Here is a 15723-nt window from a genome sequence, read left to right as displayed (position 1 = left end):
GCCCGCGCCCCGCTCGTCCGAGGTGGCCCCTAGCCGCGGACGGCGTCGAGGCGGGTGGATAGGAACGCGCGCTCGACCTCGTTCGCGGTCAGGGCCAGGGCCTCCTCGTAGGCGAGGGCGGCCTCGCCGCGGCGGCCCAGGCGGCGCAGGAAGTCGGCCCGGGCCGCGCTCAGATAGCCGTAGCCGGCCAGGGCCGGCTCGTCCAGCAGCGGGTCGAGCGCGGCCAGCCCGGCCGCCGGGCCGTCGCGCAGGCCGAGCGCGACGGCCCGGTTGAGCCGCACGACCGGCGAGGGCCACAGGCGCAGCAGCACGTCGTACAGCCCGGTGATCTCGTCCCAGTCGGTCGCCTCCCAGGCGGGCGCCTCGGCGTGCACGGCCGCGATCGCCGCCTGCACCGCCCACCGCGTCGGCGCCCGGCGCAGCGCCTCGCCGAGCAGCGCCGCGCCCTCGGCGACCAGGGCCGCGTCCCACAGGGTGCGGTCCTGTTCGGCGAGCAGCCGCAGCCGCCCGTCGGGGCCGACGCGGGCCGCGCGCCGGGCGTCGACGAGCAGCAGCAGCGCGAGCAGGCCGGCGACCTCCGCGTCGCGGGGCAGCAGCAGCCGCAGCAGCCGGGCCACCGTCACCGCGCCGTCCACGAGGTCGTACCGCACCAGCCGCGGCCCGTCCGGCGCCGTGTGCCCGGTCGTGAAGACCAGGTGCACCACCTCGCACACCGCGCTGACGCGGGGCGGCAGCTCGTCGGGGCCGGGGACCCGGTACGGGATCCGGGCCGTCGCGATCTTGCGTTTTGCGCGGGTGATCCGGGCCGCCATGGCCGGCTCCGACACCAGGTACGCCCGCGCCACCTCGGCCGTCGACAGCCCGCACACGAGCCGCAGCGTGAGCGCCACCTGCGCGTCGCGGGACAGGGCCGGGTGGCAGCAGGTGAACAGCAGCCGCAGCCGGTCGTCGTCGAGGCCCTCGTCGGCGGCGGGCGCCTGCGGCTCGGTCACCAGCAGCGGCAGCTTCTGGTGCAGCACCCGCTCCCGGCGCAGCCGGTCCAGGGCGCGGTTGCGGGCCACCGTGGTCAGCCACGCCCCGGGCCGCTGCGGCACGCCGCCGGTCCACGAGGTCAGCGCCTGGGCGAAGGCGTCCTGGACGCACTCCTCGGCGAGGTCGAGGTCGCGGGTGAGCCGGACCGTGGCGGCCAGGACGCGGGCCCACTGCTCACGGTGTACCGCGGCCAGGGTCTGCGCGAGGCTCACGAGTGGTCCACGATCGGGCGCACCTCCACGCCCCCGTGCCCGGAGGCGAGCTCCGGCAGCCGGGCGGCGAGGGCCAGGGCGGCGTCGAGGTCGGGCGCCTCGAGCACGTAGAAGCCGCCGATGGCCTCCTTGGTCTCCAGGAACGGCCCGTCGGTCGGGGTCGGCGCCGCGCCCGCGGCCGAGCGCAGCGTCGTGGCCGTCGACGCGGCCTCCAGCTCGTGGCCGCCGAGCAGGCCCGCCCCGGCGGCGTCGCGGAACGCGCCGTGGGCGGCGTCCTTCGCGGCGCGCTCGGCCTCGGTCTCGGCGTCCCAGCGCTGCTCGTCGCCGTAGATGAGGATGAGGTACTTCGCCATGTCCGTCGCTCCTTTGTCGTGGCTCTCATACAGGCGACGAACGGACCGGCCCCCCGATCGACAGCTCACGCCAGGGTCTTTCACGGGATTTGTACCATCGGTCGCCATGGGCGAGCGAAGGTTGAGCCGGCGGGCGCTGCTGCTGGGCGGCGCGGGCGCGGGCGCGCTCGCGGTCGGCGGCGGGGCCTGGTACGCGTCCCGGCTCGGCGGCCCGGCCGAGCTGCTGTGGCGCCATGCCCTGACCACCCCGGCCGACGCGCTGGACCTGGCCGGCGACACGCTGCTCGTCGCCGGGCGCGGCCTCACCGGCTACGCCGCCGCCGACGGCGCGGTGCGCTGGCGGCAGGACGCCGGGCGCAACGTGATCTCGCCGGGCCGCAGCGGCACCGCCCCGTTCACCGGCGACCGCGACGCGTTCGCGTTCCGCACGGAGAGCGACGGCGTCGCGACGATCCGGGTCGCGGGCCTGGGCGACGGCCGGGAGCGGTGGCGGCGGCCGTTCGAGGGGTACCTCGGCTCGACCCTCATCACCGCCGCCGGCACGGTCGTCGCATCGGCCGACGCCTCCGGCGGGCGGGGTGTCGGCTGCTACGACGCCACCGGCCTGCGCTGGTGGACGCCGGTGCCGGCCGCCGACGAGGGCCCGTACGACCTCGCCGCCGACGGCGCCACCCTGCTCGTCGCGGCCCGGGAGCTGGCCGCCTGCGACCCCGCGGACGGCACCCGCCGCTGGTCGGTCGCGGGGGAGGACGGCCGGGTCTTCGGCCGCCCGGTGCTGCGCGGCGGCGTGGCCGTGGCGCTGGGCATGCGCTACATCGACGACGACTTCGGCTACCGCAACCTGGGCGTGTACGCCGTCGACACCGCCGCCGGCGCGGTGCGCTGGTCCTACGAGGCCCCCGGCGGCTTCCTCCTGGACGGCCCGCCGCCGCTGGCCGGCGGCACCGTCGTCGCCGTGCACGAGAGCGGGCTGCTCACCGGCCTGGACCTCGGCAGCGGCCGGGAACGCTGGAGCAGCGACCGGCAGCCGACGGACCTCGCCGCGCTCGGTGCCCGGCTGTGGCTGGCGCTGCCCGAGGGCGTGGTCGCGCTGGACGCGGCGACGGGCGAGGCCGGCGCGGTGCTGCCCGAGCGCAACGCCTACCGCCTGGCCGCCGCGGGCGACCGGCTGGCCGTGGCCGCGGACGGCACCCTGTCGATGTACCGCATCCGCTGAGCCGGCGCCGTCAGGCCGGGCGGTCCTTCTTGGGCAGCTTGGAGACGACCCAGCGGTAGGACTCCTCGAGCGCCTCGAGGATCTCCTCGTCGGGGATCGCGCCGCCGATGCGCAGCGTGTTCCAGCCGCTGCGGCCGATGTACGCCATCGCGGCGGCGTCATCGGGGTAGCGGTGCAGCCACTCGTCGGCCGCCTCGCGGGTCGGCGCGCACTTCACGCCGAGCGAGCCGGCGCCGACGAAGGCGAAGATCTTCGGGCCGACCTTCGCCACCATGTCGCCCTCCCACGGCTGGTCCGGCCACGCGCCGGGCTTGGCGAGGCAGTGGGCGAGCAGCTCATCCCTGGTCACGCTGCCCGACGCTACCGCAGCCGGCGCCCGGCCAGGCACAGCAGGCGGGTCTGCGGGTCCGCGCCGGGCGGGGGCGCCACCGGCGGGTCGAAGGCGCCGGTGGCGAGCAGGCCGGCGGCGTGCGGCTCGGCGGCGCGCAGCGTGCCGGCGACCTGGTGCGGGTCGAGGGTCTCGTCGCCGCCGGTGGCGCGGGCGAGGTCCCAGGTGTGCACGAGCACCTCGAGGCGGCCGATCACGGCGACGGCGTCGAGGACCGCGACGGCGCCCATCGGGCCGCCGGGCATCCGGATCGCGCGGCGGGCCGGGTCGGCGAGCATCGCCAGCATGTCGTCGCGGACGCGGGTGAACGCGGCGGCCAGGTCGGCGCCGGGCTCGACCGGCGGCGCGCCGGCCATCGGCCCGGTGCCGACGCCGTCGGCGGGCGCCGGGGGCGGCCCGCCGGCCAGGAACAGGATGCCGCGGTGGCCGTTGATCAGGTGCGCGACGACGTCGCGGGCGTTCCAGCCGGGGCACGGGCTGGGCGCGTCCCACCGCTGCGGCGGCACGGCCCGCACGCGGGCCAGGAACCCGTCCGACACGGCCCGGTAGCCGTCGGCGACGTCAGAGTGCATCGAGGATCTCCTCGTCCAGGACCTCGCCGAGCGCGGCGGGCCGCTCGGACCAGAAGGACTCGAACGGGGCGAGCCAGTCGCGGACCTCGCGCAGCGGGTCGGGCTCCAGGCGGTACACCCGCTGCCGCCCCGACCGCGTCTCGCCGGCCAGGCCGGCGTCGCGCAGCACCTTGAGGTGCTCGGAGAAGCTCGGGCGGGCCAGGTCGAAGCGGGTGGCCAGGGCGGCGACGGGCTGCGGGCCCTCCTCGCGCAGGACCTGCAGCACGGCGCGGCGCACCGGGTTGGCCAGCGCGGCGAAGACGGCGGTCTCGGACACGTCAGCGACTGTAGGTCGGAAAAACCCGACGTGTCAAAAGGGGCCGGGCACCCCGCCGCGAAGCGGGGTGCCCGGTTTGTTACCACCCGGCCTTGGGGAAGGTCAGGAGCCGATCAGCAGGCCGTAGTCGGCCATCGCCATGGCGATGTCGGACTGGGCCCAGAACCGGTGGAACGTGAAGGTCGGGGCCGGGCCGGTGCCGTTGAGGTACGCCTGCACCTGCGGCCAGTTCGGGTCGTTCTTGTAGAAGGAGCGGATGTCCAGGAACGACTTGCCGGGGGCGATCACGTCGCCGTTGGGCATGACGCCGCTGTAGCCCGACGGGATGTAGAGACCCTGCTGGTTGCTGGAGCTCCACACGTCGTCGAAGCGGTTGTAGTCGGTCCGGGTCTCGGGGATGCCGACGCCCTGGGCGTCGGTGTGCAGCCAGATGCCGTCGAGCAGCTTCTTCGCCGTGGTCTTGGCCGACGTGTTGTTGGCCTTGGCGCCGTAGTACGTGAGCAGGCGGGCGTAGGCCGCCGCCACGCCGACGTCGGTGCCGGAGCTGACGACCGACACGTGCAGGTTGGTGTTGGCCGCCGGGCTGGACGGGTTCCAGGTGGCCGGCGCGCCGGTCCACGCCAGGGTGTCCGGGATCTTGAAGTCGCCGTTCGCGGTGAACGACGTGTTCGCGATCGCCCAGCTGACCCACTTGTCGAGCAGGGCCTTGGCCTTGGCGTCGCCGGTCGCGTAGTAGTACTCGGCGACCCGCTCCACCGACCACGCCTGGAAGCCGAACCACTGGTTCGACGGCGGGTCGTGGTACACCGGCTGCACGTCGTAGGCCATGCCGTAGAACGTCGGCGTGCCGGCCGGCGGGACGGAGTAGCTGCCGCCCCAGCTGTTCGTCGCGCCGCCGGCGAAGGCGCCCTCGGACGACTGCAGCCACTGGTAGAACTCGAGCTGGCGGCCGAGGCTGGTCTGCCAGTCCGCCTTCGCGGTCGGCGACTTCGGGGTCAGCGCCGACACGTTGGCCAGCGCGTAGGCCGCGAGGGGGTTCTGGTAGCCCTGGTGGTTGTGGCTGGAACCGATGCGCCACGACCACTGGCCGCCCGCGTCGCCGCCCCAGGCGAAGTACCACGACAGCAGGTACGCCGCCGAGTCCTTGCCCGTGCCGGCGGCGCAGGAGGTCGAGGTGCAGCCCGGCTTCTTGAAGTACTTGTCGTACATCGCGTAGCGCAGGTAGTCACCCATCTTCGCGGCCTTGGCCAGCGTCGCGGCCACGTCGGCCTGCTTGCCCTGGGCCGTCGACCACTGCAGCGCCCAGTACGCCGCCTCGACCGCGCGCGCGTCGGCGTCGGGGGCGTCGGTGTAGCGCCACTGCTTCGCCGGGGTGCCGTCGATGAACAGCGGCAGGTAGCCGCCGTTCTGCTTGGCGCCGTAGGTGAAGTCCTCGCAGGACGGGTGGGCGACGGTCTCCCACACCGACTCCTGCGGGCCGCGCTGGTAGGTGTTGATGAACGACACCTTGGAGCCGGCGACCGGGGTGCAGGAGCTGTAGCCGTAGACGTTGTCCACGTCCTCGATCCAGTGCATGGCGTACACGTCGGTGTTGCCGTAGGTCGAGGTCAGCTCGCTGTAGAGCGGGTCGGCGCCGACCTTCACCGACGAGTCGAGGTGGCCGCCCTGCTGCGGGTACAGGCTGGGCTGGTCGGCCTCGGGGGCGTAGTCGGCGGGGTCGCTGGCGTTGTAGCCGTTGCTGGTCTGGTGGGCGTGGCTGGGGATGATGTACGTCTCCATGGTGGTCCAGGCCTTGTTGAACGGGGCCCAGTCACCCTTCACCCGGCCGTACTGCGCCTCCAGCCACAGCCAGAAGCTGAACGCCTCCGACGTGGTCTCGTGGCCCCAGTCCGGCGCCTCGACGACGAGCGTCTCGATCGCGTGGTAGGGCACGCCCTCGGAGGAGAAGTACCCGTTGCTGTGGATCTTGTTGTACTGCTCCAGGAACCGCTGCACGTAGACGCCGCCGGCCACGTCGTCATCGCTCTCGTTCGCGGTGATCGTCGCGGTGGCCCAGCCGGTGGCGGTCAGGGTGAGCGTCGCGGTGCCGTTGGTGGAGTCGGCGTCCTGGGCGTCGGACACGGTCACCGTCTGCGCCGTGTTCCAGTTGGCGGTGGTGAACGTGAGCGTCGCCGGCGTGAACGTGATGTCGGTGTCGCCGGTGCGGGCGATGCTCACGGTCACGTTGGACGTGGGCGCCTGGTTGAGCTTGACCGACAGCGGGGTGGAGCCGCCCTCGGGCACGGTCAGCGGGTTGGGCGTGGCGACGATCTGCGGCCCGACGACCGGGTCGACGAAGACCGGCACGGCGGTGGAGGTGCCCACCGCGCCACGGCTGTCGTAGGCCTTGGCCTGCAGGCTGTACGCCGCCGTCTGGGCCGGCACGCCGGTCCAGTTGTAGGTGAAGGGCGCGCTCGTGTCCGTGCCCAGCAGCAGCCCGTCGTGGTAGAACTCGACCTTCGCGATCGTGTCGCCCGTGTCCGGGTCGGTCGCGCTCGCGGCCATCGAGATCGTCGCCGGGGCGGTGAAGCGGGCGTTGGCCGCCGGGGCGGTCAGCGTCACCGTCGGCGCCTGGTTCGGGCCCGTGCACGGCGTGCCGTTGAGCGCGAACGACGTCGGGTCGACGTTGGTACCGCTGTAGCCCGCATTGAAGCCCGGGTTCACGGTGCCGCCCGAGGGCAGGCTGCCGTTCCAGGGCGCGTTGCGGATGGTGACCTGGTTGCCGCTCTGGGTGAAGTCGCCGTTCCAGCTCTGCTGCAGCTGCTGGTTGCCGGCGAACTGCCAGGTGACGTTCCAGCTGCTCAGTGCGTCGCCGAGGTTCTTGACGACCAGGTCGGCGGTGAACCCGGTCGGCCACTGGCTGCGCACGGTGTATGTCACCTGGCAGCCGGCGGCGGCATGGGCGGTGCCGGCCGGCAGCGCGGCGAACGTGCCGGCGATCAGCAGACCGGCGGCCAACGCGCGGATCCGCTTGAGCGGCCCGCGGCGTCTGGGAATGGACATGTCGCTCCTCGTGAAAGTTTCGTACCGGGGAACGGGCATTCGGCACCGCAATGGCGTTGATGCGTAAGGCCATTGCAGGCAGTGCCCCGGCGGCTCCCAGACGCGAGGTGGCGCTGATTCTGGCATGGGAGCGCTCCCGGGACAAGCGCGCTAGATTCACCGCCACCCATCGATGCCCCGGAGGTGATGCCGAACCCCCGCAATCGCGGCTCCCACGCGAAAGCCGGGCGCGGCGGCCCGGCGTCTGCAGCGCCATCCGCCGTGCCCGGTCCATCCATAAGACCCGTGTCGGGTTAGTTCCGCCGGATACGGGTTAGTGCACGCTCATCCGACCGGAAGGGGGTCGTCATGGTCCGACCCGTCTCAGACCTCGAGGGGCACCCGGACGTCGTCGAGTTGCGCGCGCGGTACGACCAGGTGGCGGAGACGCCCACCGCCCGCATCACCGACGGGGCCCTGGTCCTCGCCGGGCTCTACCTGACCGTGAGCCCGTGGGTGGTGGGCTTCCCGCCGTTCGAGGCGAACCTGTCCGTCAACAACTTCATCTGCGGCGTGGCGGTGGCCTTCCTGGCCGCCGGATTCGCGGTCGCCTACGGCCGCACGCACAACCTGACGTGGGTGACGTTGGTGATCGGCCTGTGGACGATCTTCGCACCACTGATCATCCAGCGCGGTTTCGTCACGACCGGCGCGATCGCGAACAACATCGTGGTGGGACTGATCATCATTGCGCTCGGGATCATCGCGATGCGGCCCGGCCTGCTGGCCCGCAAACGGTGAGACGGGGCCGGCTGAGCCCCCGCCCCACAAGTGGGCTCAGCCGGCACACCCGTTCCGTCCGGCAGGCCGGTCAGCCGGGACACCCGTTCCGGCCGCAGGCCGTCAGCCGGTTTCCCCGTCGATCCGCTGGCGCAGCAGGTCGGCGTGGCCGTTGTGCCGCGCGTACTCCTGGATCAGATGGAGGTACACAGCCCGCAGTGACATCGGCCCCCGCAGGTCGTCCTCGAAGGCGTCGTCCAGTGCGTTGCCGGCGACGGCGTCGCGGGACGACTGCCACTGGGCGATCAGCCGCTCGTAGTCCCGCTCCGCGTACGCCGGGTCGGCCTCGTCGAATGCGGCGTCCCTGGCGTCCGGCCGGCGGTAGAACGACTCCACGACGCGCCCGTGGAAGCGCCGGTGGAACCACTCGAGCTCGACGTCCGTGAGGTGGCGGACCAGGCCCAGCAGCGACAGCGTCGAGGGCGGGCACGCCGCCTCGGCCAGCTCCGCGCCGGTCAGCCCGGTGCACTTGCCGGCGAGCACGGCGCGCTGCCAGTCGAGGAAGCCTTCCAGCAGTGTGCGCTCGTCGGCCACGAGCGAGCCGCCGAACGGCGGCGGCGGGGGAGCGACCCAGGTCATGAGAGTGATCGTCCCACGACTCCGCCGGGCGTGACGGACAGCGACGTGGCAACGTATGGGTATGTCCGTCCATCCCCGCGCAGGGCAGCCCGCGCAGCCCGCCGACCTCGTCGACGTGCCGCGGCTCATCACCAGCTACTACGCCGTGCATCCCGACCCGGCCGACCCCGCCCAGCAGGTCGCCTTCGGCACCTCCGGTCACCGCGGTTCGAGCCTGCGCGGCTCGTTCAACGAGGACCACATCGTCGCCACCAGCCAGGCGATCTGCGACTACCGCGCGGCGCAGGGCACCACCGGCCCGCTGTTCCTGGGCCGTGACACCCACGCCCTGTCGGAGCCGGCGACGGTCAGCGCCCTGGAGGTGTTCGCCGCCAACGACGTGACCGTGCTCATCGACAGCCGCGACGGCTACACCCCGACCCCGGCGGTGTCGCACGCGATTCTCACCAACCGCCACCGCGGCGCCGACGGCGTGGTCGTCACCCCGTCGCACAACCCGCCGGAGGACGGCGGGTTCAAGTACAACCCGCCCAACGGCGGCCCGGCCGACACCGACGTGACGAAGTGGATCCAGGACCGGGCCAACGAGCTGCTGCGCGGCGGGCTCAAGGACGTGCGCCGGGTGACGTTCGCCCGGGCGATGGCCGCCGGCACCACCCAGCGGTACGACTTCCTGGCCGGCTACGCCGACGACCTGCCGGCCGCCATCGACCTGGCCGCGATCGCCGGGGCCGGGGTGCGCATCGGCGCCGACCCGCTCGGCGGGGCGAGCGTCGACTACTGGGCGTACATCGGCGACCGGCACGGCCTGGACCTCACCGTGGTGAACCCGCGCGTCGACCCGGCGTTCGCGTTCATGACGCTGGACTGGGACGGCAAGATCCGCATGGACTGCTCGTCGCCGAACGCGATGGCCTCGCTCATCGGCCGCCGGGCCGAGTACCAGGTGGCGACCGGCAACGACGCCGACGCGGACCGTCACGGCATCGTCACCCCCGACGCCGGGCTCATGAACCCCAACCACTTCCTCGCGGTGGCGATCGACTACCTGTACCGCAACCGCGACGGCTGGCCGGCCGGCACCGCGATCGGCAAGACCCTCGTGTCGTCCTCGATGATCGACCGGGTCGCCGCCGACCTCGGCCGCACCCTGCTCGAGGTCCCCGTCGGCTTCAAATGGTTCGTCCCCGGGCTGCTCGACGGCTCGATCGGCTTCGGCGGCGAGGAGAGCGCGGGGGCGTCGTTCCTGCGCCGCGACGGCGGGGTGTGGACGACCGACAAGGACGGCATCCTGCTGTGCCTGCTCGCCTCGGAGATCCTGGCCCGCACCGGCCGGACCCCGAGCGAGCACTACCGCGACCTCGTCGCCCGCCACGGCGAGCCGGCCTACGCGCGCCTCGACGTCGCCTGCACCCGCGAGGAGAAGGCGGTGCTGGGCAAGCTCTCGCCCGAGCAGGTGAGCGCGACGAGCCTGGCCGGCGAGCCGATCACGGCGAAGCTGACCGCGGCACCGGGCAACGGCGCCGCGATCGGCGGGCTCAAGGTCACGACCGGGTCGGGCTGGTTCGCCGCCCGCCCGTCCGGGACCGAGGACGTCTACAAGGTGTACGCGGAGTCGTTCCAGGGCCCGGAGCACCTGGCCCGGATCCAGGACGAGGCCCGCGGGGTGGTGTCGGCCGCGCTGCGCGGCTGAGCACCGGTGCGGTCAGGCCACCGCCCGGTCCGCGGCGGTGGCCGGCCGGGCGGCGGTGCCGTGCGCGGTGGAGCGCTTGAACGCCCGCTGCAGCTGCACGACGATCGACCAGGTCACCTCGGCCACCGGGCGGGCGCCGTTGACCTGGATGAGCAGCTCGCGCTGGGCGTAGTACTCCAGCAGGGGTCGCGTCTTGTCCTCGTAGACCTTGATCCGGTGGCGGATGACGTCCTCGGTGTCGTCGGCGCCGCGGGCCCGGGCGAGCAGCCGGCGGATCAGCTCCTCCTCGGGCACGTCGAGGTGGACGGCGATCTGGACGCCGACGCCGAGGTTGCCGGCGGTGCGGTACGCCGCCTCGGCCTGCTCGACCGTGCGCGGGAACCCGTCGAGCACGTAGCCGCCGGTGTCGGCGGCGGCCAGGACCGGCTTGCGCAGCATGTCCATGATCATGGCGTCGGGCACGAGCTCGCCCTTGTTGACGATGTCCTCGACGGTGCGCCCGATGGTCGTGCCCTGGGAGATGTGCCGGCGCAGAATGTCGCCGCTGGCGATGTGGGTGATCCCGAACTGCTTCGCGATCGCATCGGCCTGAGTGCCCTTGCCGGCGCCCGGAGCGCCCACCATCAGAATCCGCTTCGCCCGCGCGGCCGCCGACTGCACCGTCATCTGCACACCCCTTCGTATGCCCCGCCTCATCGGCCCGCCGCCGATGGTCCAGCATCGCATCCGAATATGACGAAGCGGCTGAAGGAAGGCTGTGAATTTCTCCATTCCCGGCTGAGGGTTGTGATCCCACCAACCGGGAATGGAGCGACGCGCGACGGCGTTGGATTCCCTGGTCAGTTGGTCCCGAGCAGGTCGACGACGAACACCAGGGTCTCGCCCGGCTTGATCACCCCGGCCGCGCCGCGGTCGCCGTAGCCCAGGTGCGGCGGGATGACGAGCTTGCGGCGGCCGCCGACGCGCATGCCGGCCACGCCCTGGTCCCAGCCGGCGATGACCTGGCCACGGCCCAGATTGAAGTCGAAGCTGCCGCCCCGGTTCCACGACGCGTCGAACTCGCGCCCCGTCGACAGCGAGACTCCCACATAGTGGACGCTCACCTGCTGTCCGGGGACCGCCTCCGGGCCGTCGCCGACGGTGATGTCCTCGATGACCAGGTCGGCGGGCGGCGGGCCGTCGGGCAGGGTGACTTCGGGCTTGCTCAGCGCCATGCGTTGACTCCTTCGTTACGAAACCTCGCCTCCATCCTGCCTCATGGCGTCGTACGGTCAGCGTGTGCATCCCGTCCGGGTGGCGTTCTGGCTGGTGACGGCGTGCGCCGGACTGCAGGCGGGCCAGGCCGTCGCGGCCGGCTGGCTGCTGCTGCGCTACGCCGGCCTGGTCGCACGCCTCGGGCCCTGGACGCGCAACGAGGCGACGCTCATCGAGACCGTCTACGTGCACCTCATCGGCGCGTTCGTGCTCGCCCTGGGCCTGGCCACGCTGCTGGCCGGCGCCGCGATGGCCGTGCCGCGGCGCCGGCCGCAGACCCGCGGCCTGGTCGGCTGGGCGCTGCTGGTGGTCATCCTGTCGCTGCTGCTCAGCGTCGTGTACAGCCCCGACTCGGCGCTGCTGACCGCCGACCAGGCCCAGCTCGACCATCTCCAGCCGCTGCTGCCGCTGTGGTACACCGCAGTGCAGGCCTGCGCCGTCACCGCCGCCATCGGCTGCGTCGTCCTGGCCGTGCTGCGGCTGGGCCGCCCGGACGCCGCCGAGTACTACCTGCGCCACGACCCGACCGCCACCTGGCACGGCTTCACCTCGTGGCTCGACCTGCGCTTCCAGGATTGACCGCCGCCGGATGTCGAGACCGGCCGGGCCGCTCCGACCGGTAGGCATGACGAAGCGTTCACCGTGGCTGGGCCTCGCGGTCCTGGCCCTGCCCGCCCTGCTGGTCTCCATCGACGTGTTCGTGCTCCTGCTCGCCCTGCCGCGCATCGGCGCCGACCTGCACGCGAGCAGCACCGAGCAGCTGTGGATCCTCGACGTGTACGGCTTCCTGCTCTCCGGCTTCATGATCACGATGGGGACGCTCGGCGACCGGATCGGCCGCCGCCGGCTGCTGCTGCTCGGCGCGGCCGCGTTCGGCGCCGCCTCCGCCGTGGCCGCCTACAGCACCGGCCCGGTCATGCTCATCGCCGCCCGCGCCGCCCTCGGCATCGCCGGCGCCACCCTCGCCCCGTCCTCGCTCGCCCTCATCAGCGGCCTGTTCCCCGACCCCCGCCGCCGCGGCCTGGCGATCGGGGTGTGGATGGTGTGCTTCATGAGCGGCGCGATCATCGGCCCGGTCGTCGGCGGCCTGCTGCTGCAGCACTTCTGGTGGGGCTCGGCGTTCCTGCTCGGCGTGCCGGCCATGGTGCTGCTGCTCATCCTGGGCCCGATCCTGCTGCCCGAGCAGCGCCATCCGGGCGCCCGCCGGTTCGACCTGCCCAGCGTCGGGCTGTCCCTGGCCGCGATCCTTCCCATGGTGTACGCCGTGAAGGAGCTCGCCCGCGACGGCGCCCGCCCCCTGCCCGTCGCCGCGCTCGCCCTCGGCCTGACCGTCGCGGTCGTCTTCGTCCGCCGCCAGCGCCGCCTCGCCGACCCCCTGCTCGACCTGCGCCTCTTCGGCGACCGCGCATTCGCGACCGCGCTGGGCGGGATGTTCGCCGGCACGATGGTCACCGGCGCGATGATGGTCTTCATCACCCAGCACCTGCAGCTCGTCGACGCCCTGTCCCCGCGCGACGCCGGCCTGTGGATCCTGCCGGCGGCGATCGCCAGCGCCGCGAGCTTCCAGGTCTCGCCGCTGCTGGCCCGCCGCTTCCGCCCCGGCCGGCTCATCGGCGGCGGCCTGCTGCTGTCCGCCCTCGGCGCCGCCCTGGTGGTGCTGATCCCGGCGACGGCGGGCCCGCTGCCGATCATCGTCGCGTTCGTGATCTCCAACATCGGCATGGGCCCGATGGTCACCCTGGCCACCGGGATCGTGCTCGGCTCGGCCCCGCCGGAGCGCGCCGGCAGCGCGGGCGCCCTGAACGAGGTGAGCGGCGAGTTCGGGTACGCGCTCGGCATCGCGCTGCTCGGCAGCCTCGGCACGGCCGTGTACCGCGCGGTCGTCGACCTCCCGCCGGGCCTGCCGGCACCGGCCGCCGCGGGCGCGCGCGACACGGTGACGGCGGCGACGGCCGCGGCGGGCGGCCTGCCCGCGGACACCGCGGAGCCGCTGCTCGCCGCGGCCCGGGCCGCCGCCACGACCGGCCTGCACGTGACCGCCGCCGTCTGCGCCGTCGTGCTCGTCGCCCTGGCGGCGCTCACGCTGCGTCTGCTGCGGCACGTGCCCGCCCTGACCGCCCCGGCCCCCGCCGCCCCCGAGCCGGAGGAGCTCAGCGTTCCCTGAGCGCCCACCGCACGCAATCGATCACGTTGCGTGACGCTGCGCCATGTGTCCGCGCCGACCGTCCGCAGCACGCCTCGGTGACCGCGTGACCGCCGCCATCTGCACCGTCGTTCGTGAGCGCCCGCAGCACGCCTCGGTGACGGCGTGACCGCCGCCGTGCCCGTCGGCGTGGCGGCGGGCACGCTGCGGATGCTGCACCGGTTCCCCCGCTGACCGCCCCGGCTCCCGCCGCCGGGCCCCGGAGGAGCTCCCGCCGCCGGGCCCCGGAGGTGCTCCCGCCGCCGGGCCCCGAAGGAGCTCTCCCGCCGTCGGGCCCCGGAGGAGCTCCCGCCGTCGGGCCCCGGAGGAGCTCCCGCCGTCGGGCCCCGGAGGTGCTCAGCGTTCGCTGAGCGCCTGCAGGACGCCCTCGGCGACGCCGGCGGCGCTGGCCGGGTTCTGGCCGGTGACGAGGCGGCCGTCGCGGACCGCCTGCGCCTGGAAGGCGGGCGCCGTGCGCACCACGGCGCCGCGCTGCGTCAGGCGCTGCTGCAGCGAGAACGGCACGACGCCGGTGAGCCCGACGGCCTGCTCCTCCTCGTCCGTGAACCCGGCGACCTCCCGCCCGGCGAGCACGGAGGCGGGCAGGCCGGCCGGCCCGTGGCAGACGGCGCCGACGACGCCGCCGCGCTCGTGTACGGCCTCGACGAGGGCCGCGAGCTCCGCCGAGCCGGGAAAGTCCCACATGGTGCCGTGGCCGCCGGCCAGGAACACCGCGTCGTAGCGGGCCGGGTCGGCGGCGCCGACCGGGATCGTGCCGGCCGCCACGACCGGGCGGAAGTCTTCGAATCCGGCCCAGTCGCCGTCGGCGGCGGGCACGCCGCCGGCGATCGAGGCGAGCTCGACCGTGTGGCCGGCGGCGGTGAACGCGCGCCACGGCTCGGCCGCCTCCGAGACGTAGTAGCCGGTCGGCCGGCCGGTGTCGCCGAGGGTCGCGTGGCTGGTCAGGACGATGAGGATCGTGGACATGCGGCCAAGGTTGGCCCACCGGGTGCCATCACGACCAATGTGCTAGCCGGGGCCGTACCATCGCAATTCTTATGGCAGTTTCGTTGGACCTGCTGAGAACCTTCCTGGCCGTGCACCGCGAGGGGTCGGTGACCTCGGCGGCGCGGCGCCTGTCGCTGTCGCAGCCGGCCGTCACCGGGCAGATCCGGGCCCTGGAGGCGGCGCTGGGCCGGCAGCTGTTCGTGCGCCTGCCGCGCGGCGTCGCGCCCACGCCCGTCGCGGACCTGCTGGCCCGCCAGGTGGCCGGGGCCCTCGACGAGCTCGAGGCCGTCGTCGCCCCGCAGCCGGACGCGGCGACGGGCACCGTGCACCTCGGTGGGGCCGCCGAGTTCCTCACCGAGCTGGTGCTGCCGGCCCTCGCGCCGCTGTCCGGGACGGGCCTGCGGCTGCGGGTCACCCTCGGGCTCTCCGACGACCTCGTGCGCGGCCTCGAGTCCGGCGCCCTCGACCTCGCCGTGCTCACCGCGCGGCCCCGGCAGCGGCGCCTCGTCGCCGAGCCGCTCTACGACGAGGAGTTCGTGCTGGTCGCCGCGCCCGGCTGCGACCCCGACCCGCAGCGGGCGCCGCTCGTCGCGTACGCCGAGGAGCTGCCCATCGTGCGGCGGTACTGGCGCAGCGTCTTCGACACCCGCGCCACCCGCACCGCCGACGTGGTCGTGCCCAACCTGCACGCCGTGCTCGCCGCGGTGCGGGCCGGCGCCGGGTTCAGCGTGCTGCCGGAGTACCTGTGCCGGGCCGACCTCGCCGCGGGCCGTCTCGTGGCGCTGCACACGCCCGAGGTACCGCCGCTGAACACGCTGTTCCTCGCCCATCGGACCGGGCTGGCGAACCCCGCGGTCGCCCATGTGCGAGCACGTCTGCTGGAGGCCGCGAAGACCTTCTGAGCCGCCCACATGCGTGCGCGTCTACTGGAGGCGGCGGAAGCTCCTGAGTGGCTCATGTGCGTGCGCATCCGCCGGGTCCCGCGAACGCCTCCGAGCCGTCGATGCGTGTCCGCGTCCGCCGGGTCCCGCGAAACGCCTCCGAGCCGTCGATGTGC

The 15723-nt window shown here is 73.9% G+C and carries 16 protein-coding genes; 6 read left to right on the top strand and 10 right to left on the bottom strand.

Features of this window, described 5'->3' with window-relative positions; genetic code table 11:
• Positions 1-29 precede the first annotated feature (29 nt).
• Positions 30-1244: an RNA polymerase sigma factor gene (locus ACQEVU_RS25970; protein ID WP_433327839.1), complete on the bottom strand. Its 1215-nt coding sequence runs from the start codon at positions 1242-1244 to the stop codon at positions 30-32.
• Positions 1241-1597: a YciI family protein gene (locus tag ACQEVU_RS25965; protein WP_433327837.1), complete on the bottom strand. Its 357-nt coding sequence runs from the start codon at positions 1595-1597 to the stop codon at positions 1241-1243. The genes ACQEVU_RS25970 and ACQEVU_RS25965 overlap by 4 nt, the downstream gene beginning before the upstream one ends.
• A gap of 106 nt (positions 1598-1703) precedes the next feature.
• Between ACQEVU_RS25965 and ACQEVU_RS25960 the strand changes: the two genes are divergently transcribed.
• Positions 1704-2813 carry a PQQ-binding-like beta-propeller repeat protein gene (locus ACQEVU_RS25960; protein ID WP_433327835.1) on the top strand — a complete coding sequence of 370 codons (1110 nt, stop codon included), beginning with the start codon at positions 1704-1706 and terminating at the stop codon, positions 2811-2813.
• A 10-nt stretch (positions 2814-2823) separates the two neighbouring features.
• Here ACQEVU_RS25960 and ACQEVU_RS25955 read toward each other — a convergent pair whose 3' ends face one another.
• The 4 genes from ACQEVU_RS25955 to ACQEVU_RS25940 form a co-directional block, all read right to left on the bottom strand.
• Positions 2824-3162 (bottom strand): MmcQ/YjbR family DNA-binding protein, encoded by a 339-nt coding sequence (locus ACQEVU_RS25955; RefSeq protein WP_433327833.1) that lies wholly within the window; start codon positions 3160-3162, stop codon positions 2824-2826.
• 11 nt (positions 3163-3173) lie between these two features.
• Positions 3174-3773 carry a TIGR03086 family metal-binding protein gene (locus ACQEVU_RS25950; RefSeq protein ID WP_433327831.1) on the bottom strand — a complete coding sequence of 200 codons (600 nt, stop codon included), beginning with the start codon at positions 3771-3773 and terminating at the stop codon, positions 3174-3176.
• A complete protein-coding gene (locus ACQEVU_RS25945; protein WP_433327829.1) occupies positions 3763-4089 on the bottom strand; it encodes an ArsR/SmtB family transcription factor in 327 nt (108 codons plus the stop codon). The genes ACQEVU_RS25950 and ACQEVU_RS25945 overlap by 11 nt, the downstream gene beginning before the upstream one ends.
• Positions 4090-4191: 102 nt before the next feature.
• The gene (locus tag ACQEVU_RS25940) at positions 4192-7131 is read right to left on the bottom strand and encodes a glycoside hydrolase family 48 protein (protein ID WP_433327827.1); all 2940 of its coding nucleotides are present in this window, start codon (positions 7129-7131) and stop codon (positions 4192-4194) included.
• 348 nt (positions 7132-7479) lie between these two features.
• Between ACQEVU_RS25940 and ACQEVU_RS25935 the strand changes: the two genes are divergently transcribed.
• Positions 7480-7911, top strand: coding sequence for an SPW repeat protein (locus ACQEVU_RS25935; protein WP_433327825.1), 432 nt, complete (start codon positions 7480-7482; stop codon positions 7909-7911).
• Positions 7912-8013: 102 nt separating this feature from the next.
• Here ACQEVU_RS25935 and ACQEVU_RS25930 read toward each other — a convergent pair whose 3' ends face one another.
• Positions 8014-8529, bottom strand: a complete 516-nt coding sequence (locus ACQEVU_RS25930; RefSeq protein WP_433327823.1) for a DinB family protein — start codon at positions 8527-8529, stop codon at positions 8014-8016.
• A 61-nt stretch (positions 8530-8590) separates the two neighbouring features.
• Between ACQEVU_RS25930 and pgm the strand changes: the two genes are divergently transcribed.
• On the top strand, positions 8591-10222 hold the full coding sequence (pgm, locus tag ACQEVU_RS25925) for a phosphoglucomutase (alpha-D-glucose-1,6-bisphosphate-dependent) (RefSeq protein ID WP_433327821.1): 1632 nt from the start codon (positions 8591-8593) through the stop codon (positions 10220-10222).
• Between the two features lie 12 nt (positions 10223-10234).
• Here the strand turns inward: pgm and ACQEVU_RS25920 are convergent, their stop codons facing one another.
• Together ACQEVU_RS25920 and ACQEVU_RS25915 are read right to left on the bottom strand one after the other, a co-directional pair.
• A complete protein-coding gene (locus ACQEVU_RS25920; protein ID WP_433327819.1) occupies positions 10235-10888 on the bottom strand; it encodes an adenylate kinase in 654 nt (217 codons plus the stop codon).
• A 173-nt stretch (positions 10889-11061) separates the two neighbouring features.
• Complete coding sequence (locus ACQEVU_RS25915; protein ID WP_433327817.1) at positions 11062-11436, bottom strand: FKBP-type peptidyl-prolyl cis-trans isomerase; 375 nt, start codon at positions 11434-11436, stop codon at positions 11062-11064.
• A 64-nt stretch (positions 11437-11500) separates the two neighbouring features.
• Here ACQEVU_RS25915 and ACQEVU_RS25910 point away from each other — a divergent pair, with 64 nt between their 5' ends.
• A complete protein-coding gene (locus ACQEVU_RS25910) occupies positions 11501-12055 on the top strand; it encodes a hypothetical protein (protein WP_433327815.1) in 555 nt (184 codons plus the stop codon).
• A gap of 46 nt (positions 12056-12101) precedes the next feature.
• On the top strand, positions 12102-13640 hold the full coding sequence (locus ACQEVU_RS25905; RefSeq protein WP_433327813.1) for an MFS transporter: 1539 nt from the start codon (positions 12102-12104) through the stop codon (positions 13638-13640).
• Positions 13641-14015: 375 nt separating this feature from the next.
• On the opposite strand, the gene ACQEVU_RS25900 is transcribed toward ACQEVU_RS25905, so the two are convergent.
• A complete protein-coding gene (locus ACQEVU_RS25900) occupies positions 14016-14645 on the bottom strand; it encodes a type 1 glutamine amidotransferase domain-containing protein (RefSeq protein ID WP_433327811.1) in 630 nt (209 codons plus the stop codon).
• 71 nt (positions 14646-14716) lie between these two features.
• Here ACQEVU_RS25900 and ACQEVU_RS25895 point away from each other — a divergent pair, with 71 nt between their 5' ends.
• A complete protein-coding gene (locus ACQEVU_RS25895) occupies positions 14717-15568 on the top strand; it encodes a LysR family transcriptional regulator (protein WP_433327809.1) in 852 nt (283 codons plus the stop codon).
• Positions 15569-15723: the final 155 nt, after the last annotated feature.

The sequence above is a fragment of the Dactylosporangium sp. CA-139066 genome (genome assembly GCF_050936175.1).
Lineage (GTDB): Bacteria > Actinomycetota > Actinomycetes > Mycobacteriales > Micromonosporaceae > Dactylosporangium.
This window is presented reverse-complemented; position numbering and strand designations above follow the sequence as displayed.